This is a genomic window from Streptomyces sp. NPDC107454, from assembly GCF_055582885.1.
In genome coordinates, this window is record NZ_JBVJPA010000016.1 from 160,370 (window position 1) to 184,346 (window position 23,977).

The 23,977-nt window shown below is 70.9% G+C and carries 22 protein-coding genes, 1 tRNA gene and 1 pseudogene; 14 read left to right on the top strand and 10 right to left on the bottom strand.

Going from position 1 to position 23,977, the window contains the following annotated elements; all coding sequences use genetic code 11:
• Nucleotides 1-11 precede the first annotated feature (11 nt).
• Nucleotides 12-1,376, top strand: coding sequence for an MFS transporter (locus ACZ69M_RS36795; RefSeq protein WP_470056882.1), 1,365 nt, complete (start codon nucleotides 12-14; stop codon nucleotides 1,374-1,376).
• On the opposite strand, the gene ACZ69M_RS36800 is transcribed toward ACZ69M_RS36795, so the two are convergent.
• The 3 genes from ACZ69M_RS36800 to ACZ69M_RS36810 all read right to left on the bottom strand — a co-directional run bounded on the left by ACZ69M_RS36800 (nucleotide 1,348) and on the right by ACZ69M_RS36810 (nucleotide 4,503).
• The gene (locus tag ACZ69M_RS36800) at nucleotides 1,348-2,190 is read right to left on the bottom strand and encodes a triphosphoribosyl-dephospho-CoA synthase (protein ID WP_470056884.1); all 843 of its coding nucleotides are present in this window, start codon (nucleotides 2,188-2,190) and stop codon (nucleotides 1,348-1,350) included. The two genes, ACZ69M_RS36795 and ACZ69M_RS36800, sit on opposite strands and share 29 nt — an antisense overlap.
• A gap of 9 nt (nucleotides 2,191-2,199) precedes the next feature.
• Nucleotides 2,200-3,162, bottom strand: a complete 963-nt coding sequence (locus ACZ69M_RS36805; protein ID WP_470056885.1) for an intradiol ring-cleavage dioxygenase — start codon at nucleotides 3,160-3,162, stop codon at nucleotides 2,200-2,202.
• A gap of 177 nt (nucleotides 3,163-3,339) precedes the next feature.
• A complete protein-coding gene (locus ACZ69M_RS36810; RefSeq protein WP_470056887.1) occupies nucleotides 3,340-4,503 on the bottom strand; it encodes a sensor histidine kinase in 1,164 nt (387 codons plus the stop codon).
• A gap of 189 nt (nucleotides 4,504-4,692) precedes the next feature.
• Here ACZ69M_RS36810 and ACZ69M_RS36815 point away from each other — a divergent pair, with 189 nt between their 5' ends.
• The 3 genes and pseudogenes from ACZ69M_RS36815 to ACZ69M_RS36825 all read left to right on the top strand — a co-directional run bounded on the left by ACZ69M_RS36815 (nucleotide 4,693) and on the right by ACZ69M_RS36825 (nucleotide 6,737).
• Nucleotides 4,693-5,124, top strand: a complete 432-nt coding sequence (locus ACZ69M_RS36815; RefSeq protein ID WP_470056889.1) for a hypothetical protein — start codon at nucleotides 4,693-4,695, stop codon at nucleotides 5,122-5,124.
• A gap of 19 nt (nucleotides 5,125-5,143) precedes the next feature.
• A pseudogene (locus ACZ69M_RS36820) lies at nucleotides 5,144-5,332 on the top strand (hypothetical protein); the annotation flags it as partial.
• Between the two features lie 106 nt (nucleotides 5,333-5,438).
• Nucleotides 5,439-6,737 carry a sensor histidine kinase gene (locus tag ACZ69M_RS36825; protein ID WP_470056891.1) on the top strand — a complete coding sequence of 433 codons (1,299 nt, stop codon included), beginning with the start codon at nucleotides 5,439-5,441 and terminating at the stop codon, nucleotides 6,735-6,737.
• Here ACZ69M_RS36825 and ACZ69M_RS36830 read toward each other — a convergent pair.
• Nucleotides 6,700-7,155, bottom strand: a complete 456-nt coding sequence (locus tag ACZ69M_RS36830) for an ATP-binding protein (protein ID WP_054236932.1) — start codon at nucleotides 7,153-7,155, stop codon at nucleotides 6,700-6,702. The genes ACZ69M_RS36825 and ACZ69M_RS36830 overlap by 38 nt on opposite strands.
• 234 nt (nucleotides 7,156-7,389) lie before the next feature.
• On the opposite strand from ACZ69M_RS36830, the gene ACZ69M_RS36835 reads away from it, so the two are divergent.
• The 9 genes from ACZ69M_RS36835 to ACZ69M_RS36875 all read left to right on the top strand — a co-directional run bounded on the left by ACZ69M_RS36835 (nucleotide 7,390) and on the right by ACZ69M_RS36875 (nucleotide 17,603).
• Nucleotides 7,390-8,211: a hypothetical protein gene (locus tag ACZ69M_RS36835; protein ID WP_470056893.1), complete on the top strand. Its 822-nt coding sequence runs from the start codon at nucleotides 7,390-7,392 to the stop codon at nucleotides 8,209-8,211.
• A gap of 192 nt (nucleotides 8,212-8,403) precedes the next feature.
• Nucleotides 8,404-9,141, top strand: a complete 738-nt coding sequence (locus ACZ69M_RS36840; protein WP_470056894.1) for a YcnI family copper-binding membrane protein — start codon at nucleotides 8,404-8,406, stop codon at nucleotides 9,139-9,141.
• A 106-nt stretch (nucleotides 9,142-9,247) separates the two neighbouring features.
• A complete protein-coding gene (locus tag ACZ69M_RS36845; protein ID WP_470056896.1) occupies nucleotides 9,248-9,901 on the top strand; it encodes an SCO family protein in 654 nt (217 codons plus the stop codon).
• Nucleotides 9,898-10,383 carry a copper chaperone PCu(A)C gene (locus ACZ69M_RS36850; RefSeq protein WP_470056897.1) on the top strand — a complete coding sequence of 162 codons (486 nt, stop codon included), beginning with the start codon at nucleotides 9,898-9,900 and terminating at the stop codon, nucleotides 10,381-10,383. Before ACZ69M_RS36845 ends, ACZ69M_RS36850 begins: the two co-directional genes overlap by 4 nt.
• 13 nt (nucleotides 10,384-10,396) lie before the next feature.
• Entirely contained in the window at nucleotides 10,397-12,511 is a 2,115-nt protein-coding gene (locus ACZ69M_RS36855) for a copper resistance CopC/CopD family protein (protein WP_470056899.1), read from the top strand.
• A gap of 8 nt (nucleotides 12,512-12,519) precedes the next feature.
• On the top strand, nucleotides 12,520-13,818 hold the full coding sequence (gene efeB, locus ACZ69M_RS36860) for an iron uptake transporter deferrochelatase/peroxidase subunit (protein ID WP_470056901.1): 1,299 nt from the start codon (nucleotides 12,520-12,522) through the stop codon (nucleotides 13,816-13,818).
• A gap of 34 nt (nucleotides 13,819-13,852) precedes the next feature.
• Nucleotides 13,853-14,788 carry a prephenate dehydratase gene (gene pheA, locus ACZ69M_RS36865; RefSeq protein ID WP_470056903.1) on the top strand — a complete coding sequence of 312 codons (936 nt, stop codon included), beginning with the start codon at nucleotides 13,853-13,855 and terminating at the stop codon, nucleotides 14,786-14,788.
• A gap of 689 nt (nucleotides 14,789-15,477) precedes the next feature.
• The gene (gene serS / locus ACZ69M_RS36870; RefSeq protein WP_355487210.1) at nucleotides 15,478-16,755 is read left to right on the top strand and encodes a serine--tRNA ligase; all 1,278 of its coding nucleotides are present in this window, start codon (nucleotides 15,478-15,480) and stop codon (nucleotides 16,753-16,755) included.
• Nucleotides 16,752-17,603 (top strand): HAD family hydrolase, encoded by an 852-nt coding sequence (locus ACZ69M_RS36875; protein ID WP_470056905.1) that lies wholly within the window; start codon nucleotides 16,752-16,754, stop codon nucleotides 17,601-17,603. Before serS ends, ACZ69M_RS36875 begins: the two co-directional genes overlap by 4 nt.
• Before the next feature lie 14 nt (nucleotides 17,604-17,617).
• On the opposite strand, the gene ACZ69M_RS36880 is transcribed toward ACZ69M_RS36875, so the two are convergent.
• The 6 genes from ACZ69M_RS36880 to ACZ69M_RS36905 all read right to left on the bottom strand — a co-directional run bounded on the left by ACZ69M_RS36880 (nucleotide 17,618) and on the right by ACZ69M_RS36905 (nucleotide 21,864).
• Nucleotides 17,618-17,702, bottom strand: a tRNA-Ser gene (locus ACZ69M_RS36880).
• Nucleotides 17,703-17,983: 281 nt separating this feature from the next.
• On the bottom strand, nucleotides 17,984-18,217 hold the full coding sequence (locus ACZ69M_RS36885) for an SGM_3592 family protein (protein ID WP_403700255.1): 234 nt from the start codon (nucleotides 18,215-18,217) through the stop codon (nucleotides 17,984-17,986).
• Between the two features lie 131 nt (nucleotides 18,218-18,348).
• Nucleotides 18,349-19,068, bottom strand: coding sequence for an ABC transporter permease (locus ACZ69M_RS36890; protein ID WP_054236936.1), 720 nt, complete (start codon nucleotides 19,066-19,068; stop codon nucleotides 18,349-18,351).
• A 9-nt stretch (nucleotides 19,069-19,077) separates the two neighbouring features.
• The gene (locus ACZ69M_RS36895; RefSeq protein ID WP_452974509.1) at nucleotides 19,078-19,989 is read right to left on the bottom strand and encodes an ABC transporter ATP-binding protein; all 912 of its coding nucleotides are present in this window, start codon (nucleotides 19,987-19,989) and stop codon (nucleotides 19,078-19,080) included.
• Complete coding sequence (locus ACZ69M_RS36900) at nucleotides 19,986-20,891, bottom strand: ABC transporter permease subunit (RefSeq protein ID WP_403700250.1); 906 nt, start codon at nucleotides 20,889-20,891, stop codon at nucleotides 19,986-19,988. The genes ACZ69M_RS36895 and ACZ69M_RS36900 overlap by 4 nt, the downstream gene beginning before the upstream one ends.
• Complete coding sequence (locus ACZ69M_RS36905) at nucleotides 20,881-21,864, bottom strand: ABC transporter ATP-binding protein (protein WP_470057046.1); 984 nt, start codon at nucleotides 21,862-21,864, stop codon at nucleotides 20,881-20,883. Before ACZ69M_RS36905 ends, ACZ69M_RS36900 begins: the two co-directional genes overlap by 11 nt.
• Nucleotides 21,865-22,122: 258 nt before the next feature.
• Between ACZ69M_RS36905 and ACZ69M_RS36910 the strand changes: the two genes are divergently transcribed.
• Nucleotides 22,123-23,883, top strand: coding sequence for an SDR family oxidoreductase (locus ACZ69M_RS36910; protein ID WP_470056909.1), 1,761 nt, complete (start codon nucleotides 22,123-22,125; stop codon nucleotides 23,881-23,883).
• The last annotated feature ends 94 nt before the right edge of the window (nucleotides 23,884-23,977 follow it).

Sequence of the window (23,977 nt, forward strand, 5' to 3'; positions counted from 1 at the left end):
GCGTCGAAGCCATGACGAATCCGGCAGCATCCGCGCAGTCGAGCCGCCTCGTCCCGCCCGCGGGACCGCAACGCGTCCTGGCCCTCGCCCAGCTGACCAACTCCGTGGGGGACGGCGCCTATTACGTGACCTCCGCGCTGTACTTCACGCATGTCGTGGGGCTGGCCCCCGCGCGCGTGGGGCTCGGGCTGACCGTCGCCTGGGCGATCGGCTCCCTTGTGGGCGTACCGCTGGGGCGGCTCGCCGACCGGCGCGGGCCGCGTGGCACGGCGGTGCTGCTGGCCCTCGCGACCGGAGCGGCGGTGGCGTCCTTCCTGGTCGTCCGCGGCTTCCTGCCCTTCGTCCTCGCGGCCTGCACGTACGCCTCCGCACAGTCGGGACTCGGAGCGGCACGGCAGGCGCTGCTCGCCGGACTGATACCGGCCGGGGAACGGACCGGGCTGCTCGCCCATCTTCAGTCGACCCTCAACGCCGGGCTGGCGGTGGGGGCGGGCCTCGGCGGGCTCGCACTGCACGCCGGAACACGGGACGCGTATCTCGGGGTGTTCGCGCTGGACGCGGTGAGCTTCCTGCTCTGCGCGGTAGTGCTGCTGCGGCTGCCGTCCGTGCCTCGCGTGACCGTACGGCGCGGTCACGGGGCCGGTGTCCTGCGCGACCGCCCGTACGTGCTCGTCACGTTCCTCAACACCGTGCTGCTGCTGCGGATGCCGCTGCTCAGTCTGGGCATCCCGCTGTGGATCACCGAGCGCACCCAGGCGCCCGCCTGGCTGGTCTCCGCGCTGTTCGTCCTCAACACCGTTGCGGTGATGGTCTTCCAGGTGCGGATGGCGCGCGGTGTCACAGGCCTCGCCTCGGCCACACGCGCGATACGCCGTTCCGGGCTCGTGATGCTGGTGTCCTGCGCGGTCTTCGCACTGTCCGCCGGTGCCTCGCCATGGGTCGCGGCCGGGGTCCTGGTAGCGGGCGCGGTCCTCCAGGTCTTCGCCGAGATGCAGCAGTCGGCGGGTTCCTGGCAGGTGGGTTTCGACCTCGCCCCGGCCGACCGCATGGGCGAGTACCAGGGCTTCTTCGGCACGGGCGTCACGGTGGCGCGTACCGCGGGCCCGCTGGTCCTGACCGCGCTGCTGGTGGGCTGGGGCACGCCGGGATGGCTGCTGCTGGGGGGACTGATGCTGGGGGCCTCGTACGGTATGGGCCCGGCGGTGCGGTGGGCCGCCGCACACGAGGTGACAGCCCACCGCCGGAGCCATGACCATGACCATGACCGGGACCGGGACCAGGACCAGGACCAGGATCGGGACCAGGACCAGGATCGGGACCGAGGCGGGAATCAGCCCCAGGACCGGGTCAAGCAGCAACCCGTGCCGGCGAACTGACCACCACCGGAAGCGAGTCCACGAACAGGGCGCCCGCGAGCAGTCCCCCCGTGCCACGCGGGCTCCACGCGCGCGCGTGGAGGTCGTCGTCGAAGGCGGCCAGAGCCGCGCGACCGGCCTCCGTCGCCGTACCGCCCGCCTCCAGCACGCCCCGGGCACCCGCCTGGACGTGCCGGAGCCCGTGCGGGCCCGCCGTGTACAGCAACTCGGTGTCCTGGAGGGTGGACATGACGGTGAGGAGGGCGTCGAGCCTGGCGTACGGCTCGGCCGCGCCGGCGGAGCGGGAGGCGGCGAGCGCGTCCAACGCCCGCCGTACGTGCGGGAATCCGGCGCGCGCCTCGCCCCGCGCCCCGGCCGCACCGTACTTCGCGGACATGGACGACCCCCGGGAGGGCCGCCGCGGCGCCCGCCGGTCGGGGTGCGCCGCGATCCGCTTGGCGGTGGCGGCGACCTCGGAACCCTTGGCTCCTGGTTCCAGGGCCGCCGCCGCGACCAGAAAGCCCAGGACCCACAGCGCCCCGCGGTGGCCACCGCCCGCCAGCGTCACCGAGTGTTCGGTGGACCGGCCGATCGCGCCCAGTTCCGTGCGGAGTTCGGGCGTGGGCCCGCCGATGCGGCGGGCGGCGGCCGCCATGGCCGCGAGGCCGGGCGTCAGCGCCTTGGCCGACCAGCGCAGGGAACACAGGTCCCGGCGGGTGGCCCGGGCGCCGAGATCCCGCGGATCGGGCAGGCCGGGCTTGGGGGTGAGCTCCAGTTGCCCTGTCAGCGCGGCCACGGCGGCCCGCGCCAGCGTCTCGTCCTCGCGGTCACTCACGCGCGAGCCCTACGAGGACGCCGAGGCGGACGGACTGGCACTGTCGCTCGGGGCGTCGCTCGGGGCACCGCTCGGCGGCGTGCCGGTCGGAGCGCCGCTCGGGGGCGTACCGCCGCCACCGCTGCCCGCGCCGGTGCTCTCGGCGTCGGGGTCGATGCCCAGGATGATGGACCCCTTGAAGCCCTTGGACGGGTCCTTCTTGTGGACCGGCTTCAGGGTGAGCAGCCCGCTGGAGGTGCCGCCGCCGTCGTACACCATGTCGTCGGCGAGCTTGGTGTAGCTGCCGGTGTGCTTGGAGTACGGCTCCAGGGCCTGGACCTCGGCGGCGATGTCGTCGTCGAAGAAGAGCTGGCCGGTGAAGTTGACCTTGCCACCCTCGTAGGTGCCGTCCGCCTTCTCGCCGCCGGTGTGCACCTTGACGTGGATGTGCGTGGTGCGGGGCGTGTACCAGCCGGGGAAGATCGTCTCGAACTTGACGACTCCGTTGGCGTTGGCGACCTGGTAGCCGCGCAGGTAGGTCTGGTCGTTCGCGGTCGAGCCGTCCTCGCTCTCGGCGGGCGCGGAGCCGCCGGGGTTGGCGGTGGTGTAACCGGAGTAGTAGCCCCAGGCGTCGCAGTGCCAGATCTCCACGGCCGCGCCCGCGACCGGGCCGCAGGAGTCGGTGGTGTCCTGCACCGTGATGCGCAGCGTCAGCGGGACGCCGCCCTTGCCCTCGGTGATGTCCTTGCGCACCAGAGCGCCGTCGAGGTAGTACGGCCCCTCCGTGACGCTGGACATCAGCACGCACTGGCCACTGCTGGTGGAGGTCGAGGTCGCCGAGGCGGTCGCCTCGGCCTCGGTGGCGGTGGTCGTCTCGTCGGCGAACGCCGATTGGTAGCCGGCGACCGCGAGCCCGCCCGCGGCGACGGTGCCGCCCGTCACCGCGAGCGCACGGCGCCGGGTGACCGAAGTGTCTTTGTGGCTTCTCGTCATGATCGGAAAGCTAGGAAGGGCAGCCGTCAGGGGCATGGGGCGGGGCTGTGAGGAGGGTAAGAATCCTGAGAAAGCTGAAGTCGACGGGAAATCGCCCTCTACAGGGGGCCCGAAAACGAGGGAGCCCGAACACAAGGGGGCCCGAAAACAACGAGGGGGCCGAAAACGCCGAGAGCGTCACCACGCGTACGGCAGGTCCACCTCGATCACCGTCGGCCCCCCGACAGGGCTGGTCAGGCGCACGGCCCCGTCGAGCGCGGCGACCCGCCGTCGCATACCGATCAGTCCCGAACCGGCCGCCTCGTCGGCGCCGCCGCGGCCCTCGTCGCGGACGACCACGCTCAGCCCCGTCGGCGTACGGGCGAGCCGGACCGCCACCCGCTCCGATGCGCTGTGTTTGCCCGCGTTCGTCAGCGCCTCGGCCAGCACGAAGTACGCGGCCGCCTCGATCGCCGCGGGAGCCCGGACCCCGCTCTGCGCCCCGTCCTCCAGACCGTCCACGTCCATGGTCACGTCGAGCCCGCTGCTCGCCGCGAGCGCCCGCGCCGCCCCGACGAGTCCACGGTCGGTGAGGATCGGCGGGTGGATGCCACGGACGACATGACGCAGTTCGGTGAGCGCCTCTTCGGCCTGGTCCTGGGCGTCGTCGAGGAGTTCGCGGGCGGCGTCCGGGTCGCGTTCGTACGCCCGTTTGGCGACGCCGATCCGCAGGGAGAGCGACACCAGCCGCGCCTGCGTACCCTCCTGCAGGTCCCGCTCGATGCGGCGCAGTTCGGCCTCGTGCGCGGCGACCGCGCCCGCCCGGGTCTCGGTCAGTTCCTCGACCCGCTCCGCGAGCAGGGCCTTGGGTGAGGGCTTGAGCAGGGCGGTGGACCAGCCGGCGTCGAGGTCCGCGAGACGGCTGATCAGCGGCAGGACCAGCGGTGAACGGCCCAGCACACCCTGTCGTACGCCGTCTACGAGCAGGCCGGCCGGCCACAGCGGCAGCGCGAGGACGCCCAGGAAGCCGTAGGCGTAGTGGGCGACCATCCAGCGCAGGTCGTTGAAGGTGCCCGGGTCACGCACCGCCGTGCGCAGCCGCCGGCGGAGCGGACCCTCGACGCGCTGGTACGCCTCGGGGATCTCCCGGCCCGTCCACTCGGCGACCTGGCGCCGCTTGGCACCGGCGAAGCGGCGCACCAGGAGCACCGTCTCGGGCAGCAGTCCGGCACCGACCACCACGAGGGTGGCGACGGCCGTGAACAGCAGCACCGTGATGAAGATGATCGAGCCGAACGCCAGTACGGCGGCCCGTCCCAACTGGACCGTGGCTCGCGCTGCCTGCCGCACCGTCGTTCCCATGCCGTCCAGGCTAGGCACGCCTGGTGCGGCTGCGCGGGAGAGCAGGCTCCGGATAGATGGTGTAGCCCGCTACACCACAGGTTCGGGAGAGCACTCACTCGTGGCGGCGACCTTCCGACGGGATCGTTGAATCCGGAAGCTCACGCCCGTACAGACTCCCCGCAGGCTCCCCGCCGAAGGAAAAGGTTCATGAAGTCGCTGCTCTCCTCGCTCGTGCTCTGGTCGCTGTTCCTGGTCGGCCTCTCCGCCACCGTGGCCTCCGGTGCCGTATTCGACGGCACACAGAAGGACGTGGCCACCTACGGCGGGATCGCCCTCTCCCTCGTGGCCGGCTCCCGCATCGCCAAGAAGGACCCGATCAAGTCGTTCCTCTCCTCCCCTCCGGTGCTCTGGTTCCTGTTCCTCTTCAACGGAGTCGTCGCCGCGGCCGCCGGCTTCGCCCTCGACGGCGTGCAGGGGATCACGGCCGCCGCCGGTATGGGCCTCGTCTCGCTCGGCGCGGGCTTCGGCCTCCTCCAGAGCCGCGGGATGCGGAGCCGCGGAATGGGGAGCCGCGGAACAGAGAACCGCGGGGCACAGGCCCTCGAAACGCAGGGCCGCAAAGCGCCGACCCCGGCCTGACGCACCTGCCGCTCCGACGGCGGCCGCCGTCCTGTTCGACGCCTTCGTCATCCGCATGGCCTTCGTACCAGCCGTCCTGGCCCTGCTCGGCGAAACCGCCTGGTGGATGCCGCGCCGGCTGGACCGGATCCTCCCCAAGGTCGACGTGGAAGGCGAAGCACTCACCCAGCACTCCGCCGTCGCCCCGGCACCCCCGGCACACGACGATCCGGCCGCACGGAAACCGGCCCGCGTCCGACCCTCCCCGCACGCCAAAGGGCCGCCCGCGCCGAGCACGGGCGGCCCTCGCCCCGTACCCCCGACAGGAACCGGTGATGATCGCCAACTGGCAGCGGCACGTACGAAGCAGCCCCCGCGCCCAGGACACGACAACGGCCCTGCTGCTGTTCGCCGTCTCCTTCCCCGGCAGCCTGTACGTCGCCACCGGCTCCCCCGGCCCGGCCGCCCCGTGGTGGACGGCCGCGCTCCTGTCCTGTGTCTCCTGCACCGCCCTGCTCTTCCACCGCGACCACCCGCGCACCGCACTGGCCCTGACCACCGCCGCCGGCGTGACCTCGGCCGCGCAGGGCCGGCTGCTCACCGTGCTGTCGCTGGGCCCGCTCATGGTGGCGCTCTACTCGTTCGCCCTCCGCACCGAGCACAACGCCCTGCGCAGGAGCTACGCCTTCGGTGTCGTCGCGCTCCTGATGATCACGGAGGTCATCGCCGGGCCCGCCGACCGCCCGTTGGACCTCAAGACGGTCGGCCCCGCCGCCTGGGTGCTGATGCCGACGGCTCTGGGCAGCGCGGTCCGGCTCCGGCGCGCCTACCTCGACGCCGTCCGGGCCCGCGCCGAGCACGCCGAGCGCACCCGCGAGGAGGAGGCCCGGCGCCGGGTCGCCGAGGAGCGGCTGCGCATCGCCCGCGAGCTGCACGACGTCACCGCCCAGCACCTCGCCCTGGCCAACGCCCAGGCCGGCACCCTCTCCCACCTTCTGCGCGGCCAGCCCGACCAGGTCCACAAGATCCTCGCCGACCTCGCCACCACCACCTCCGCGGCGCTGCGCGAACTCAAGGCCACCGTCGGCCTGCTGCGGCACGAGGACACTGAAGACGCCGAGGACACCGAGGGCGCGTCCTCGCCGACCGCTCCCGGACTCGCCCGCCTGGCCGGCCTGACCGCCTCCTTCAGGTCAGCCGGTCTCGACGTCATCGTCAGCACCGAGGGGGAACCCCGGCAGCTCACCCCAGCGGGGGATCTCACCGCGTTCCGGATCGTGCAGGAAGCGCTCACCAACGTCACCAAACACGCGGCCGCCGAGACCGCCCGGGTCCGGCTCGCCTACTGCCACGACCGGTTGACCCTCACGGTCGCCGACGACGGAGGCACCATCCGATCCGCCCCACCCACACCGCAGGTCCCCGGCGGCGGCTTCGGTCTCGTCGGCATGCGCGAACGCGCCCAGTCCGTGGGCGGCCGCCTGCGGGCCGGGGCCCGGCCCGGAGGCGGCTTCGAGGTCATGGCCGAACTCCCGCTCACAGAGACCGCCTTGGCGTTCGGCCTCCGCCCGAGCGCCAATCCGCCATCCCCGGGCGCTAAACCGCCATCAGCGGTGCGTCCTTCTTCCACTTGAGGATCTTGTCGAAGCTGACCACCGCGCCGCCCCGCCCCGGCTCGTTGCCGATCTGGACGTGATCGGCGAGTTCCCGGATCAGGCAGAGCCCCCGGCCGTGCTCCGCGTCGCCGCGCACCGGGCGCAGCGCGGGACGCGCACGGCCCGGGGCGAAGCCCGGGCCGGAGTCGGAGACCTCGATGCGGCACTTCTCGCCGTCGAGGTAGGCGGTGACCCGATAGGCCTCGGACGCGGTACCGGGAGCGGCGTCGCCGCCGTGCTCCACGGCGTTGGCGCAGGCCTCGGTGAGGGCCACGGAGAGGTCGTACGAGACGTCCGGATCGACACCCGCCGTCTCCATCGTGCCGAGCAGCAGACGTCTGGCGAGCGGAACGCTCGCAGCCTCACGCCGCAAATGGAGTGACCACCAGATGCTCATGCTCCAGCCTCCCGGCCGCGGCTCGACATACCGTTACGTATTGCCGCAACCGCCTGTGCGCAATCGCCTGCATGACGTGATGCCGCCCATATGGCGGATGCGCACGCGACAACGATCGGTGTATGTGCGGGTGGTCCGGCCCAGAACGTGATCTTCCGGACCATGGCTCGCGGACCGTCATCTTGCGGACCTGCCGTCGGAGGCGGGTGGGTCGAGTGCGATGATGAGCCCGCCATGACTGCCCCCCAACAGCCCAGGGCGCGCTCCGGACACGAGCTCCGGATTCTGCGGGCCGCGGTGTTCGCCGCGGTCTGTGTCGTGCTGGCTGCGGCCGGTCATGGGCTCGCCTCCTGCGCCACCATCCCGCTGTGGACGCTCGGTGCCGGATTCCTCGCGACCTTCGGCGTCGCCGCCGCGCTGGCGGGGCGGGAGCGTTCACTGCTGGGCATCGTCGCGCTGCTCGCGGGCGGTCAGACCGCCCTGCACACGCTCTTCGGACTCGCCGGGGCCGCTACGTCGGGCTCGGGCTCCATGTCGATGGCCGACGCCTCACTTGTGGAACGTGCCGCGCGCATCGTGTGCGGCACGACCGCGGCGGCGATCAGCCCGGCTCAGGCCATGAAGATCCTCGCCGACGCACGGCTCGACACGGGCACGGCCCCGTCGATGTCCATGCCCATGCCCCACTCCTCGGACGCGATGTCGGCCGCCACGGGGTCCTCGATGTCCGTGTGGCCGTTCCTGCCGATGCTGCTCGGCCACGTCCTCGCGGCCGTCGCCTCCGGCTGGGTGCTGCGCCACGGTGATCTGGCGCTGCTGCGGCTGATGCGGTTGTCCGCGCACGGAGTCGCGGAAGGGGCGCTCGTACGGTCCCTGCGCGGGGCGCTCGCGCTCGTACGCGCCCTGCGGGCCGGACTGCCGGTTACGCCCGACGCGACACCGCGCGCCCGGCGCACCGCGCTTCTGACGCCGTCCAAGCCCCGTACCGCCGAGCTCCAGCACAGCGTCGTCCGCCGAGGACCGCCCCACTCCACCGCTCTCGTCCTCGCCGCCTGACACGACGCGCCACTCCGCGGACCGATCCGAAGGATCCGTCCGGAACGGATCCGAAAGATCCGAGGATCCGAAGGGGACGCCGTCGTGCGGCACGCGCGCGTGCACGCGAAAGCAGCCCCAGGGGCCCATCGCGCCCTTCGCACGCGCACCCCCTTCTCTTCTCATCGGACTGAAAGTGGAGTGCTCTCTTCCATGAAGGCTTCCCGTATCGCCGCCGCCGGTGCCGTCGCCGCCTCGGCCGTCCTCGCCGTCTCCGCCCCCGCCTTCGCGCACGTCAGCGTGCAGCCGGAGGGCGAGGCCGCCAAGGGCGGTTACGCCGTCGTCGACTTCAAGGTTCCCAACGAGCGCGACGACGCCTCGACCAACAAGGTCGAGGTGAACTTCCCGACCGACCACCCGCTCGCCTCCGTCATGCCACAGCCCCTCGACGGCTGGTCCGTGAAGGTCACCAAGAGCAAGCTGGCCAAGCCGCTCACGATGCACGGCGAGAAGATCTCCGAGGCCGTCAGCAAGGTCACCTGGACCGCCACCGGCAAGGGCATCGAGCCGGGCTTCTTCCAGAAGTTCCCGCTCTCCGTCGGCGCGCTCCCCGAGGACACCGACGAGCTCGTCTTCAAGGCGATCCAGACGTACGACAACAAGGAGGTCGTGCGCTGGATCGAGCCGCAGCAGGAGGGCCAGGAGGAGCCCGAGAACCCGGCTCCGGTACTCACGCTCTCCGACGCGACCACGGACGGCCACCACGGGTCCTCCGGCACCGCCAAGGACGCCTCCGACACCTCCACGGCGGCCCCCGCCTCGTCGACCTCCGCCTCCTCCGCGGACAGCAGTGACACCACCGCGCGCGTCCTCGGTGTCGTCGGCATCGTCGTCGGCGCGGCGGGCGTGGCGTACGGCGTTCTGGCCGGCCGTCGGCGCACCGAGGCCTGAGGCCCACCGCACCCCTCCCTTGTGCACCGGTAGGTCGTACGCCCTCGTCAAAGAGGTCGTACGACCCCGGTGCACACCGGAGCCCTCACATCTGGGACATTTTTCTATGCGCAAGAAGACGTATGCCGCGGCCGCCCTGTTCGCCGCCGCCGCACTGACCCTTTCCGCCTGCGGCAGCGGCGACGACAGCAACAAGCCGATCGCCGACGTGTCCGCCGAGGCCGGCACGGGCAAGGCCGCCACGGTCCTCGACAAGGCGTTCGAGAAGCCCGACCTGGTCCTCACCGACACGAACGGCAAGAAGTACGACCTCCGGGCCGAGACCAAGGGCGTCCCGACACTGATCTACTTCGGCTACACCCACTGCCCCGACGTCTGCCCGACGACGATGAGCAACCTCGCCGTCGCCAAGAAGCAGCTGCCCAAGGCCGAACAGGACAAGGTCAAGGTCGTGTTCGTCACCACCGACCCGGCCCGCGACACCCCCGCCGCGCTCGGCACGTGGCTCAAGGGGATCGACCCCGCCTTCGTCGGCCTCACCGGCGACTTCCCCACCATCCAGGCGGGCGCCCGCACCCTGGGCATCTCCATCGAGCCGACGGCGAAGGACAAGAACGGCAAGCTCGTCTCCGTGCACGGCACCCAGGTCATCGCGTTCTCACCGAAGACCGACGGGGGCTATGTGATCTACGGCGAGGACGCCACCGTCGACGACTACACCAAGGACCTCCCCAAGCTCATCAAGGGAGAGAATCCGTGAGCCGACCCGGAGCCCCTTCGAGGCGTCTCGCGGGATGCGTGGCGCTGACGGCCACGGCGCTGGCGCTGGCGGGCTGCGGTTCCGACAACTCCTCCTCGGACAACGCGGGCAAGCCCGAACTGAAGATCACCGGCGCCTACATGCCCGCCCCCGTCATGGACACCATGGCGGCGGGTTTCTTCACCGTCACCAACTCCGGCGGCGCCGACACCCTGACCTCCGTCACCAGCGACCTCGCCCCTGACGTCACGCTGCACTCCACCAAGGGCGGCGCGATGGAGGAGGAGAAGTCGTTCGCCGTGCCCGCCGACGGGTCACTCGACTTCGCGAGCGGCGGCAACCACCTCATGTTCGAAAAGCTCACCCACAAGCCGCTGGAGGGCGAGAAGGTGTCGGTGACGCTGCACTTCACCAAGGCGGGTGCGGTGAAGGTCTCCATGCCGGTGAAGTCCGCGACGTACAACCCCAAGACCGGGCACTGAGGGAGGGATCACCGTGACACAGGCCATCGCTCCCCGTGCGGCTGCCACCACCACTGGAGGGGTCGCTTTCCGGGTACGGGCACTGCTGTTGCTGCTCCTCGCCGTGATCGGCGCGGTCCTGGCCGGCGCGGCGCCCGCCTCCGCGCACGCCGCGCTGACCGGCAGCGACCCCCAGCAGGGAGCGGTGGTCAGCCGGGCACCCACCCAGGTCTCGCTGACGTTCTCCGAGAAGGTCGCGATGTCCGACGGCTCGGTGCGCGTGCTCGACCCCAGGGGCAAGCGCGTCGACACCGGCAAGACGACCGACCTGGGCGGCACCACCTACGGCGTGAAGCTCCACCCGGGGCTGCCCGACGGCACGTTCACCGTCACCTACCAGGTGGTGTCGGCGGACAGCCATCCCGTCTCGGGCGCCTTCACCTTCTCCGTCGGTGCGCCCTCGCAGACCTCCGTCGCGCTCTCCGACCCTGCCGTGGGCGGCGGAGTCGTCGGCGCGCTCTATGGGGTCGGGCGGTATGTCTCGTACGCCGGATTCATCCTCTTGGTGGGTGGCGCGGCCTTCGTACTGGCCTGCTGGCAGCGCGGCGCCGGGGTCCGTCCGGTGCAACGGCTCGTGGTCTCCGGGTGGCTCGCGCTGACCGGCGCCACCCTCGCGCTGCTGCTCCTGCGCGGTTCCTACGTCGGCTCCGGCAAGGTCGGCGACATCTTCGACCTGACGCTGCTCGGGCAGGTGCTGCAGACCAAGGCGGGCGCGGCGCTGGTCTCGCGGCTGCTGCTGCTCGCCGCGGGCGCGCTGTTCATCGCGGTGCTCTTCGGGGCGTACGCGCGGCGGGACGAGGCCGACGTGACCGACGAGGGCGACGTGTCCGGCAGGAGTGCCGGGTCCGACAAGGGGGACGGGTCCGACAACAGCGGTGTCGATGCCGATGCCGATGCCGCGAGGAGGGACCTCACCTTCGGGCTCGCGATCGGCGGCACCGTCGTCGCGGCGGGCCTGGCGGCGAGCTGGGCGATGGCCGAGCACGCCTCCACCGGTATCCAGGCGGGCCTCGCGATGCCCGTCGACGTGCTGCACCTGCTGGCGGTCGCCGTCTGGCTGGGCGGCCTGTCGGCGCTGCTCGTGGCGCTGTTCCGGGCGCCCGCCGAGACACAGATCGACGCGGTGGCCGTACGGCGCTTCTCGCGCCTCGCATTCGGCAGCGTGACCGTGCTGGCCGCGACCGGGATCTACCAGTCCTGGCGCCAGGTCGGCTCCTGGTCGGCGCTGACCGGAACGTGGTACGGGCAGTTGCTGCTCATCAAGATCGGCCTGGTGGCGGTCCTCGTCGGCATCGGGTGGATCTCGCGGCGCTGGACGGCGCAGCTGTCCGAGGCGCCGCAGGCGAAGGCCATGGCGACGGCCGGGACCAAAGCCGGGGCGCCGGCTCTCGCCGAACTGCGGACGAAGCAGCCGACGAAGGTGCCCGCGAATTCCCGGGACTCCAGCTCTGGGGGCTCGGATTCCATGGGCTCGGATTCCAGGGACTCGAACTCCGGGGGCTCGAACTCCGGAGACTCCCGGCGCGCCGCTCAACTCGCCCGGCAGCAGGCCGCCGTGAACACCGCGCGTCAAAAGCGCCTCCGCGACGCCGACCCGGCCCGGGCCGGCCTGCGCCGCTCGGTACTCGCCGAGACCGGCATCGCCGTCGTCCTGCTGGGCGTGACGACCGTGCTGACGTCCACCGAGCCGGGGCGCACGGAGGAGGCGGCCCAGCAGTCCACCTCGTCCTCGTCGCAACGGTCCGGACCGCTCTCCCTGAAGCTCCCCTTCGACACCGGCGGCCAGGACGGCAAGGGCACCGCGGAGGTCACCCTCGACCCGGCCCGGGGCGGCGGCGGCAATGAGATGCACGTCTTCGTGGAACGACCGAACGGCAAGGCCTTCGACGTCCCCGAGGTGAAGGTCGCCTTCACCCTGAAGGCCAAGAAGATCGGGCCGCTGCCCGTGACCCCCGACCACATCGCCACCGGCCACTGGTCGGCGATCGGGGTGCAGATCCCCATGGCGGGCGACTGGGAGATCGCGGTGACCGTGCGCACCTCCGACATCGACCAGACGACCGTCACCAAGAACGCGAAGATCGGCTGAACCTCACCATGGCTGACCAGCCCACTCCGGAAGCCACCACGGAAAAGACCCCTCCAGGAGAGGCCGTTTCCCAGAAGCCCTCTTCTGGCGGGGTCTTTTCCCGGCGCCGACTGCTCGGCACCGCCGGTGCCACCGGTCTCGCCCTGGGCGCGGCCGGAGGCGCCGCCGGGTACGCGGCAGCGCCCGCCGCCGACAAGGCCGCGCCCCTGACCTCGCTCGGCGCGGACGCGGTGATGTTTCACGGGAAACATCAGCCCGGCATCACCACCGAGCTCCAGGCCCGTGGCCACCTCGTCGCCTTCGACCTGGCCGCGGGCGCGGGCCGCAAGGAGGCCGCCGCATTGCTGCGCCGCTGGTCGACGACGGCCCAGCGGCTGATGGCGGGCGAGGCGGCCGCGCAGGACGACACGGACGTCGCCCGTGACGCCGGACCGTCGTCCCTGACGGTCACCTTCGGCTTCGGAAACAGCTTCTTCGCCCGGACGGGTCTGGAGAAGCAGCGCCCGGTCGCCCTCGACCCGCTGCCCGACTTCTCTTCCGACCACCTCGACAAGGCGCGCAGCAACGGCGACCTGTGGGTGCAGATCGGCGCCGACGACGCCCTGGTCGCCTTCCATGCCCTGCGCACGCTTCAGAAGGACGCGGGCAGCGCGGCCCGGGTGCGCTGGCAGATGAACGGCTTCAACCGCTCGCCCGGCGCCACGGCCCAGCCGATGACGGCTCGCAACCTGATGGGCCAGATAGACGGCACCCGCAATCCGAAGCCGTCCGAGTCCGACTTCGACCGGCGCATCTTCGTGCCGGCCGCCGGCGACCCGGCCTGGATGGCGAACGGCTCCTACGCCGTCGTACGCCGGATCCGAATGCTCCTCGACGACTGGGAGAAGTTGTCGGTCAAGGCCCAGGAGGACGTCGTGGGGCGGAAGAAATCCACCGGGGCGCCGCTGACCGGTGGTACCGAGACGACCGCGATGAACCTCGACAAGACCGACGCCGACGGCAACCTGGTCGTCCCCCTCAACGCGCATGCCCGGATCACCCGGCCCGACCAGAACGGCGGCGCCGCGATGCTGCGCCGCCCGTTCTCCTTCCACGACGGCTTCGACACGGACGGGGTGCCCGACGCGGGCCTGCTCTTCGTCTGCTGGCAGGCGGATCCGCTGCGCGGCTTCGTCCCGGTGCAGCGCAAGCTCGACCGCGGCGACGCCCTGTCGACCTTCATCCGCCACGAGGCGAGCGGGCTGTTCGCGGTGCCGGGCGGGGCGGCCGAGGGGGAGTACGTGGGGCAGCGGCTGCTGGAAGGGTGATCCGTGCGGGACGGGGCCCATTAGGGTGACGGGTATGTCGGCGACGCGCTACACCTATCTCGGCCCCGAGGGAACGTTCACCGAGGCCGCCCTCCGCACGCTCCCGGAAGCCGCGACACGGGAGCTGGTGCCCATGGTGTCCGTGCCGGCCGCGCTCGACGCGGTGCGCGCGAGCGAGGCCGCGGGCGCCCTCGTCCCGATCGAGAACTCGGTCGAGGGCGGTGTCACCGCCACCCTCGACGAACTCGCCAAGGGCGAGCCGCTGATGATCTACCGCGAGGTCGTCCTGCCGATCGCCTTCGCCCTGCTGGTCAGGCCCGGCACGGCCCTGAAGGACATCAAGACGGTCACCGGTCACCCGGTCGCCCAGCCGCAGGTGCGCAACTGGCTCGGCACCCACCTGCCGAACACCGTGTGGGAGTCGGCGGCCTCTAACGCGGACGGTGCCCGGCTGGTCCAGGAGGGCCGGTACGACGCGGCCTTCGCGGGCGAGTTCGCGGCAGCGACCTACGGGCTCGAACCGCTGGTCACCGAGATCCACGACGCGGCGAACGCCGAGACCCGCTTCGTGCTGGTCGGCCGTCCGGCCCGGCCCGCGGCCCCGACCGGCGCCGACAAGACGTCCGTGGTCATCTGGCTCGGCGACGACCACCCGGGTGCGCTGCTCGAACTGCTCCAGGAGTTCGCCGTGCGCGGCGTCAACCTGATGCGGATCGAATCACGGCCGACCGGCCGGGGCATCGGCAACTACTGCTTCTCCGTGGACGCCGAGGGCCACATCACCGACCGCCGTGTGGGCGAGGCGCTGATGGGCCTCAAGCGCATCAGCCCCCAGGTGCGCTTCCTCGGGTCCTATCCGCGGGCCGGGGTCGCCCTGGAGGACGTACGGCCGCTGCGGCCCGGGACGTCGGACAGTGCGTTCTCGGCGGCGTCGGACTGGCTGGCGCGCTGCCAGGACGGACGGTTCTAGGCCGAGAGGACGGACGGTTCCAGGCCAGATCCAGAACCAGAGCCGGGTCCAGGCCGGATCAGGCCCGTTCGGGTTCCTGTGTCGGCGGCTCGTCGGCATGGGCTTTTCCACTGCCCATCTCCGCATTCCATCAGTCCTACCTGCCGATTTTCGTCATCCACAGATGTTATCCACAGGTGTGCTTCTCGACCTGGGGACAAGTCGACAAGGAAGCACTACATGGTCGACAAATCGGCCCACAGGGCCCAAGTTCTTCCACAGCCCCGCACGTCACCCCTCGTCCACTCTTTTCCCTTGATCAATCCTTTGGAGCGAAGCATTTCCACTCGAACGTGGGTGTACGGATGGTTTGACCCGGGAATTCTTCGCCCCACATGCGGCTTTCGGAACGATCACCTCCGAAGTCCACAGATCTTCCGCACAGCCTGTGGATAACTCTGCGGAGGCGTGGATCCCTGTGGACAACCCTTCCCAAGTACCGCTCTCCACAAGGGAATCCGGTCAACCACCTGATTACCGTCTGCCCCGTTTCAGGGAGTACCGTCCCTTTTATTGACGCGGACCGGCGCTCATGAGTGATCATTGGCGATCAAGGAATATCGATACGGCATTTCACTCATAACGTCACAGAAGTGACGGAGCGGAATATCGAGTCGATGGCCGGAAGCGCGCACCGGTAGCCTTGAGGGGTGATTGACCTTCGCCTGCTCCGTGAGGACCCCGACCGTGTTCGCGCCTCCCAGCGCGCCCGTGGAGAGGACGTCGCCCTCGTCGACTCCCTCCTCTCCGCCGACGAGCGGCGCAGGTCGTCCGGCGTCCGCTTCGACGAGCTCCGATCCGAGCAGAAGGCGCTCGGAAAGCTGATCCCCAAGGCGTCCGGCGACGAGAAGGCCGAGCTGCTGAAGAAGGCCGGGGAGCTCGCCGCCGCCGTCAAGACCGCCGACGCCGAACAGCACGAGGCGGACGAGGAGACCAAGCGTCTGCTCCTCCAGCTCGGCAACCTGGTCCACCCGGACGTCCCGGTCGGCGGCGAGGAGGACTTCGTCGTCCTGGAGACGCACGGCACGATCCGCGACTTCGGCGCCGAGGGCTTCGAGCCCAAGGACCACCTGGAACTCGGCGAGGCGCTCGGTGCCATCGACGTCGAGCGGGGCGCCAAGGTCTCCGGCTCGCGCTTCTACTACCTGACGGGTGTCGGCGCGCTCCTGGAGCTCGCCCTCGTCAACGCGGCGATCGCACAGGCCACCGAGGCCGGCTTCACGCCGATGCTGACCCCTGCTCTGGTCCGCCCGCGCGCCATGGAGGGCACCGGCTTCCTCGGCCAGGCCGCGGAGAACGTGTACCACCTGGAGAAGGACGACTACTACCTGGTCGGCACCTCCGAGGTCCCCCTCGCGGCGTACCACATGGACGAGATCCTCGACGCCGACCAGCTGCCGATGCGCTACGCGGGCTTCTCGCCGTGCTTCCGCCGCGAGGCCGGCACCTACGGCAAGGACACCCGCGGCATCTTCCGCGTGCACCAGTTCGACAAGGTCGAGATGTTCTCGTACGTCGACCCCGCGGACGCGGAGAACGAGCACAAGCGGCTCCTGGACTGGGAGAAGCAGTGGCTGACCGGGCTCGAGCTGCCCTTCCAGGTCATCGACGTGGCCTCGGGCGACCTCGGTTCATCCGCGTCCCGCAAGTTCGACTGCGAGGCGTGGATCCCGACCCAGGGCAAGTACCGCGAGCTGACCTCGGCCTCGAACTGTGACGGCTTCCAGGCCCGCCGCCTGTCCGTGCGCATGCGCGACGGCAAGAAGGTCCAGCCGCTCGCCACGCTGAACGGCACGCTGTGCGCCGTCCCGCGCACGATCGTGGCGATCCTGGAGAACCACCAGCTGGCCGACGGCTCCGTACGGGTGCCCGAGGTGCTGCGTCCGTACCTGGGCGGCCGTGAGGTCCTGGAGCCGATCTCCAAGTGACCGCCGCCGCAGGGTCGACCGGTCCGACCGGATCCGCGGGTCCGACCGGATCGTTTCCCTACAAGCTCGTCGCGACCGATCTCGACGGCACGCTGCTGCGTTCCGACGAGACGGTCTCGGAGCGCACGCGTGAGGCACTCGCCGCGGTGACCGCGGCGGGCGCCGCGCACATCGTCGTCACCGGGCGTGCGGTGCCCTGGACCCGGCACATCCTCGACGACCTCGGCTACGAGGGCCTCGCGGTGTGCGGCCAGGGCGCGCAGGTGTACGACGCGGGGGAGCACCGGCTGCTCACCTCGGTGACGCTGGACCGGCAGCTGGCCGGGCTCGCGCTCGCCAAGATCGAGGCGGAGGTCGGCCCGCTGCTGCTGGCCGCGAGCCGCGACGGGCTCGACGGCGAGGTGCTGGTCGGCCCCGGCTACCGCAGGCAGGACGGCTCGCTCCCGGTCGTCCCGATCAGGGACGCGACGGACCTCTGGTCGGCCCCTCTGAACAAGGTGTACGTGCAGCACCCCACGCTCTCCGACGACGAACTGGCCGCGGTGGCTGCCAAGGTCGCGGGCGGCCTGGTCGGCGTCACCATGGCGGGCGCGGGGATAGTGGAACTCCTCCCCCTCGGCCTCTCCAAGGCCACGGGGCTGTCCCTCGCCGCCCGACGGCTCGGTGTGAAGGCCGCGGACACGATCGCCTTCGGTGACATGCCCAACGACATCCCGATGTTCGCCTGGGCGGCCCACAGTGTGGCCATGGCGAACGCCCACGACGAGCTCAAGGCCGTCGCGGACGAGGTGACGTCCTCGAACGAGGAGGACGGCATCGCGGTGGTGCTGGAGCGGTTGCTGGGTTAGCGGGTGAGAGCTTGCGGAGGATGCGCGGATCGAACGCGCGCGGGGTTGACCCCGACCACGGCTTAGCAAGCCGGTGCCTTGCCTCTCGGCCAATCCTCCGGGTGGGCGGCCCGCGCGACATACGCGCGCTCGAAGCGGCCGCCCCGGGCAGCCCCCCGTGCGGGCGGGCTCCACGGAGGGGTAACTACTCCTGAGCCTGCCGCGGGCTGCCCTGTAGGGAGCTCGACGGACTGCTACTCATGGGCATCGTCGCGCTCCTCTCCCAGAACGTGGCGCCGACTCGATGCGGCGACGTGGACATAACTACTGTGCCCGTACGCCGACTTGGACGCCACTGAATAAAGCCGCCCCTCAAAGGGGGCTGTCGATGTCAAAGAGGGTTACCGGCGGCGCCACTTGCGCCGACGTGCCTTGCTGAAGAACCACCCCGCGGGCGGCTCGTCGGAGCGCCAGGGCTGCGGGTCGGGTCCCCCCTCGCGCCAGCGGGCGGCGAGCATACGGGCGCGGGCGGACGGCTCGGTCGTCTCCGCCGACCGTATGAAGCTCTCGTCAAGTACGAGGCCGTCCCAGACGTCCTCGGTCTCCCTCTGTCCCTCACCTTGCGGTTCCGCCATCCCCGTTCCTCCTAGCCGCGCGTCCCCTGCGCCCAGTGTGCCCGGACAGAGGTGAAGCCACTGTCAAGAAAAAGGGGGCGCCACGCGCGCGTGCGTGGCGACAACCGGCACGCGCGCGTGGAACCCCCGGCTCACTCCTCGCCGGCCAGCGTCAGCGACCGCAGCCGCTGCCCGGCGTACCAGGTGGCGAGCACGGTGACCACGACCAGGAGCACCGTGGCGGTGGGCAGGCCCACGTCAGAGGTGACGAGGTCGCCGCCGGTGACCTTGTGGCCCACGGCGAGCGCCCACTGCTGGACGCTGAGCGTGCGCGCGCCGGACACCAGTGACCCGAACAGGGCCTCCCAGACCAGCGCGTAGACGAGCCCGAACACCACCGCGTGCCGGGTGACCGTCCCGAGCAGCAGGAACAGCGCGGCGTACGCGATCGAGGCGACCAGCGCCGCCACGGTGTAGGCGACGGCGACCTGCTGGCCGTTGCCGTTCAGGATCATGCCCGCGATGAACGTCGGCAGGGCGGAGAACGCCATGGTGACGGCGATCGCGACGATCAGCTTGGTGAAGATGATCGTGGGCCGCTTCAGGGGCTTGGCCAGCAGATACACCACCGAGCCGTCGTCGATCTCGGGGCCGATCGCGCCGGTGCCGGCGATGACGCCGATGATCGGCACCATCGTGGCGAGCGCGAAGCCGCCGAGCAGGTCCGATGCCACCTGGTCGTCGGCTCCGGCGAAGCTGCGTACGGCCGCGGAGATCACGATGAGCAGGACGGGCAGCGCACAGAGGATGAGGGCCCGGCGGCGGCCGAGCAGGGCTCGATAGGTGAGCCGGGCGACTGTGGGGTCGTACATCTTGGCCTCCTACGCCGCGACGAGATACGAGAAGACGGACTCGAGGGACTCGTCGGACGGCGAGACCGTGAGCAGCCGGATGCCGTGCTCGCGCGCGACGCGCGGCAGCAGCGCCGTGAACCGGCCGAAGTCGACCGCCTGGATGCGCAGCGCGCCCTCGGCCAGGTCCACTTCGATGCCGGACGTCGACGGATCGGCGATCAGCGCGGCGGCCAGTACCCGGTCGTCGCTGGAGCGCACCAGGTAGCGGTGCGGGCGGTCGGTCATCAGGCGCCGGATGCGGCGGAAGTCGCCGCTGGCCGCGTGCCGTCCGGCGACGATCACCTCGATGTGGGCGGCGAGCTGTTCGACCTCTTCGAGAATGTGGGACGAGAACAGCACCGTGCGGCCCTCGTCGCCCATGCGGCGCAGCAGGTCCATGAGCTGCATGCGCTGGCGCGGGTCCATTCCGTTGAAGGGCTCGTCGAGCAGCAGCAGGGACGGGTCGTGGACGAGGGCGGAGGCCATCTTCACGCGCTGCCGCATGCCCTTGGAGTACGTGGAGATCTTGCGGTCCTGCGCGTACTCCATCTCGACCGTGGCGAGCGCCCGCTGGGCGGCCTTCGCTCCGAGGCCGTGCAACTCTGCGTTGGCAACGACGAATTCCTGGCCCGTGAGGAAGTCGTACATCGCCTCGCGCTCCGGGACGATGCCGATGTGCTTGTAGATCTCCTCGTTGCGCCAGACCTGCCGGCCGTCGAGGGTGACGGTGCCGGTCGAGGGGGCGAGGAAGCCGCCCATCATGTTGATGAGGGTGGACTTCCCGGCGCCGTTCGGGCCGAGCAGGCCGGTGACGCCGGGGCCGATCGTCATCGTGATGTCGTTGACCGCCACCACGTTGCCGAACCAGCGCGAGACATGGTCGATGTTGAGCGTGGTCACAGCCCGACCTTTCGGTAGCGGCGCAGCAGGAGGCCGTAGGAGCCCGCGATGAGCCCCAGGACGACGACGAGGTAGACGACTCCCTGTCCGGACGAGGGGCCCTCCCCGCCGGGGAAGGCGGAGGTGGCGCCGAGGAAGGCCGTCTGCACCCCGTCGATGAGCGTGATGGGAGAGAAGAGGCCGAGCCAGGGCACGGCCGAGGAGCTGGACTGTTCGAAGGCGATGGCCTGGACGGTCGACACGGCTCCGTACGAGATGGTCAGCGCCGCGATGACAGCCGCGATGCCGAAGCCGCGGCGCGGGGTCACCGACGAGATGACCAGGCCGATCCCGGCGAAGAGAAGCGACAGCAGCGCCACGGAGACCAGCCCCTGTCCGAAGCCCTTCGTCTGGTCGGAGAAGTCGAGCTTCGCCAGAAGTGCCCCTACGTAGAGCACGATCAGCGGCGCGGCCGTCAGGACGAACAGCGCCGAGGCCAGCGCCGCGTACTTGGCGCGTACGTAGTCGACGGTCTCGATGGGGCGTGAGAAGTACAGCGGCACGGTCTTGAAGCGCAGGTCGCGCGAGACGGACTGCGGTCCCTGGGAGGCGACGTACAGGCCGATGACGGCCTGCATGATGACCGCGTAGCGCGTGTAGTCGACCGGCAGGGCCTTCGCCTTGGTGGCGACCGCGACGGCCACCATGATGAGTGCGGGGACGCACATCACCACGAAGAGCAGCATCGGCAGCACCTTGGACTTGACCGAGCGGCCCAGGCCGTAGGAGCCGCGCAGGGACTGCGAGTACAGCGAGCGGCGGGCGTAGGCGCGGCCCAGGCGCGGGCCGTCGTAGTGGCGGTAGCCGATGTCGTGGATCCGGGTCTGCTCACCGCGGGGGGTGAGGGACTGCTCAACTGCCATGGCCCACTGCCTCCTTCCGTACGCCCTGCACGTCCGTCCCGTCCGTCTGTTCCTCGCGGAAGACCTCCGCGATGTGGTGGCGGCGCTGTTCCATCCGGATCAGGCCGAGGCCGAGGTCGGCGACGATGTCGCGGACGAGGTCGTAGGTCTCCTCGCCCTCGGCGGTCAGCAGCAGGATGTGGCCGGCGCCCGGCAGCCCGCTGCCGTCGTGGGTCTCGACCCCGCGCGCGTGGAGCGCCTCGCGGACCGCGCCGGTGCCGTCCGGGTGCTCGTCGGTGTCGGTGACCTCGATGGCGAGGGTCGTCGTGGTCTGGGTGAAGTCCGTGGTGGAGCTGGACCGCAGCAGCTTGCCGCCGTCGACGACCACGACGTGGTCGCAGGTGCGCTCCAGCTCACCCAGCAGGTGCGAGGTGACCAGGACCGAGATCCCGAACTCCGTGTGGATACGGCGGATCAGGCCGAGCATCTCGTCGCGGCCGACCGGGTCGAGGCCGTTGGTCGGCTCGTCGAGGAAGACCAGCTGGGGGTCGTGGACGAGGGCCTGCGCGAGCTTGACGCGCTGCTTCATGCCCGTCGAGTAGCCACCGATGGGGCGGTAGCGCTCCTCGTAGAGCCCGACGTGGCGCAGGGTGTCCGCGGTGCGCTCGCGTGCCGCGGCCGGCGGGAGCCCGGACATCCGCGCCATGTGGACGACGAACTCGGTGGCCGAGACGTCGGGGGGCAGGCAGTCGTGCTCGGGCATGTACCCGACCCGCTCGCGGATGGCGCCGCCTTGGGTGGCGACATCGAGTCCGAGCACTTCGGCGCGGCCCTCGGTGGCGGGGGAAAGACCCAGCAGGATCTTGATCAGTGTGGACTTGCCGGCTCCGTTGGCTCCGACGAGTCCGGTCACACCGGGTCCGACGTCCACGGAGAGCCGGTCAAGAGCGGTCACCCGGGGGTACCGCTTGCTCAGGCTTTCGGTCGCGATCACAGTCACGTTGTCGAAGGTAGTGGCGCACGCCACAGCGGTCGTCAACCCACGGAGCTGTATCCGCGTCCGACTCCAGGCGTACGAGCCCGTAGGGGTCCCCCTGAAGTCGAACAACCGGCGGGGATTTATCCACATCGGACCGGTTGTCCACAGGTGCCGCGCAGGCCTATTGACGCAGCCTCTAACAACTGTCACATTCGCCAGTGTCAAGTTACGGACACGTACCGTGCGGCGCTGGGCGAAGGAGAAGTGACTCTCGTGACTCTCGAAGGCGCGCGCGAGCGCCGGGTTCGGACGGGCGGGATCGAGCTGTGCGTCGCCGAGCTGGGCGATCCGGCGAGGCCCACGGTGGTGCTCGTGCACGGCTATCCGGACTCCAAGGAGGTGTGGTCCGAGGTCGCGACCCGCCTGGCGGAGCATTTCCACGTGGTGCTGTACGACGTCCGTGGCCACGGCGGATCGACGGCCCCGCAGCCACTGCGCGGCGGGTTCACCCTGGAGAAGCTCACGGACGACTTCCTGGCCGTCGTCGACGCGGTGAGCCCCGACCGTCCGGTGCACCTGGTGGGGCACGACTGGGGTTCGGTGCAGTCCTGGGAGTTCGTCACGGTCGCGCGCACCCAGGGCCGGATCGCCTCCTTCACCTCCATGTCCGGGCCGTCCCTCGACCACTTCGGCCACTGGATCAAGCGGCGTGTGCGGCGGCCCACTCCGCGCCGGGTCGGCCAGCTCCTCGGCCAGGGCGCCAAGTCCTGGTACGTGTACCTGCTGCACACGCCCGTGCTGCCGGAGCTCGCCTGGCGCGGCCCCCTGGGCAAGCAGTGGCCGAAGATCCTGCGGCGGGTCGAGAAGGTGCCCGCGGGTGACTATCCGACCCCCTCGCTGCCGACGGACGCGGCGCACGGCGCTTGGCTGTACCGCGACAACGTACGGGCCCGGCTGAGCAGGCCACGCCCGGACGCCTACGCGCACGCGCCCGTGCAGCTCATCACGCCCCTGGGGGACGGGTTCCTCTCCGAGCGGCTCTACGACGACCTGGAGGAGTGGGCCCCGCAGCTGGTGCGCCGCACCCTCCCGGACAAGCACTGGATCCCACGCACGCGGCCCGACCAACTGGCCTCCTGGATCAGGGACTTCGTGCGCGCCAACGAGGACGGCGTGCCGGTGCGGGACACCATCGCCTCGGGCAGATACGCCGACCGGTTCGGCGGGCAGCTCGTGCTGGTCACCGGCGCGGGCAGCGGCATCGGGCGGGCCACCGCCCTGGCGTTCGCCGAGGCCGGCGCGCGCGTGGTGGCCGTCGACCGGGACGCGGAGGGCGCGGCGCGCACGGCGGAGATGTCCCGGCTGATCGGCTCCCCCGAAGCGTGGGCCGAGACGGTCGACGTCTCCGACGAGCAGGCCATGGAGAAGCTCGCCGAAAGGGTCGCCGGCGAGTACGGCGTGGTGGACGTGCTGGTGAACAACGCCGGGATCGGACTGTCCGGGTCCTTCTTCGACACGACTCCGGAGGACTGGAAGAAGGTTCTCGACGTCAACCTGTGGGGCGTGATCCACGGCTGCCGGCTCTTCGGCAGGCAGATGGCCGAGCGCGGGCAGGGCGGCCACATCGTCAACACCGCGTCGGCGGCGGCGTACCTGCCCTCGAAGGCGCTGCCCGCCTACAGCACCTCGAAGGCGGCCGTGCTGATGCTCAGCGAGTGCCTGCGCGCGGAGTTGGCCGGGCAGGGCATCGGCGTCTCGGCGATCTGCCCGGGATTCGTGAACACGAACATCACCTCGACCGCGCACTTCGCCGGGGTGGACGCGAGCGAGGAGAAGCGCCGCCGGCAGAAGTCGGCGCGGCTGTACGGGCTGCGCAACTACCCGCCGGAGAAGGTGGCCGGCGCGATCCTGCGCGCGGTCGTCCGCAACCAGGCGGTCGTGCCCGTCACCCCCGAGGCGCGCGGCGGCCGCCTGATGTCCCGGCTGGCGCCGAGGGCGCTGCGCGCGATCGCGCGGATGGAGCCACCGCTGTGAGGTTCGTGGCCGCCCGCAACAGGGGCGTGGGCACGGGCCAGTTGCCCACTCTGGAGGAGCGCGGCACGGCCATGTCCCGCTGTCCGCGGCGGTC

Coding starts and splice junctions, on each gene's coding strand:
- ACZ69M_RS36795 (WP_470056882.1), top strand. CDS start 12: ATGACGAATCCGGCAGCATCCGCGCAGTCGAGCCGCCTCGTCCCGCCC.
- ACZ69M_RS36835 (WP_470056893.1), top strand. CDS start 7,390: ATGACTGCCCCCCAACAGCCCAGGGCGCGCTCCGGACACGAGCTCCGG.
- ACZ69M_RS36830 (WP_054236932.1), bottom strand. CDS start 7,155: ATGAGCATCTGGTGGTCACTCCATTTGCGGCGTGAGGCTGCGAGCGTT.
- ACZ69M_RS36890 (WP_054236936.1), bottom strand. CDS start 19,068: ATGTACGACCCCACAGTCGCCCGGCTCACCTATCGAGCCCTGCTCGGC.
- ACZ69M_RS36845 (WP_470056896.1), top strand. CDS start 9,248: ATGCGCAAGAAGACGTATGCCGCGGCCGCCCTGTTCGCCGCCGCCGCA.
- pheA (WP_470056903.1), top strand. CDS start 13,853: ATGTCGGCGACGCGCTACACCTATCTCGGCCCCGAGGGAACGTTCACC.
- ACZ69M_RS36805 (WP_470056885.1), bottom strand. CDS start 3,162: ATGACGAGAAGCCACAAAGACACTTCGGTCACCCGGCGCCGTGCGCTC.
- ACZ69M_RS36840 (WP_470056894.1), top strand. CDS start 8,404: ATGAAGGCTTCCCGTATCGCCGCCGCCGGTGCCGTCGCCGCCTCGGCC.
- ACZ69M_RS36810 (WP_470056887.1), bottom strand. CDS start 4,503: ATGGGAACGACGGTGCGGCAGGCAGCGCGAGCCACGGTCCAGTTGGGA.
- efeB (WP_470056901.1), top strand. CDS start 12,520: ATGGCTGACCAGCCCACTCCGGAAGCCACCACGGAAAAGACCCCTCCA.
- ACZ69M_RS36825 (WP_470056891.1), top strand. CDS start 5,439: ATGATCGCCAACTGGCAGCGGCACGTACGAAGCAGCCCCCGCGCCCAG.
- ACZ69M_RS36815 (WP_470056889.1), top strand. CDS start 4,693: ATGAAGTCGCTGCTCTCCTCGCTCGTGCTCTGGTCGCTGTTCCTGGTC.
- ACZ69M_RS36885 (WP_403700255.1), bottom strand. CDS start 18,217: ATGGCGGAACCGCAAGGTGAGGGACAGAGGGAGACCGAGGACGTCTGG.
- ACZ69M_RS36900 (WP_403700250.1), bottom strand. CDS start 20,891: ATGGCAGTTGAGCAGTCCCTCACCCCCCGCGGTGAGCAGACCCGGATC.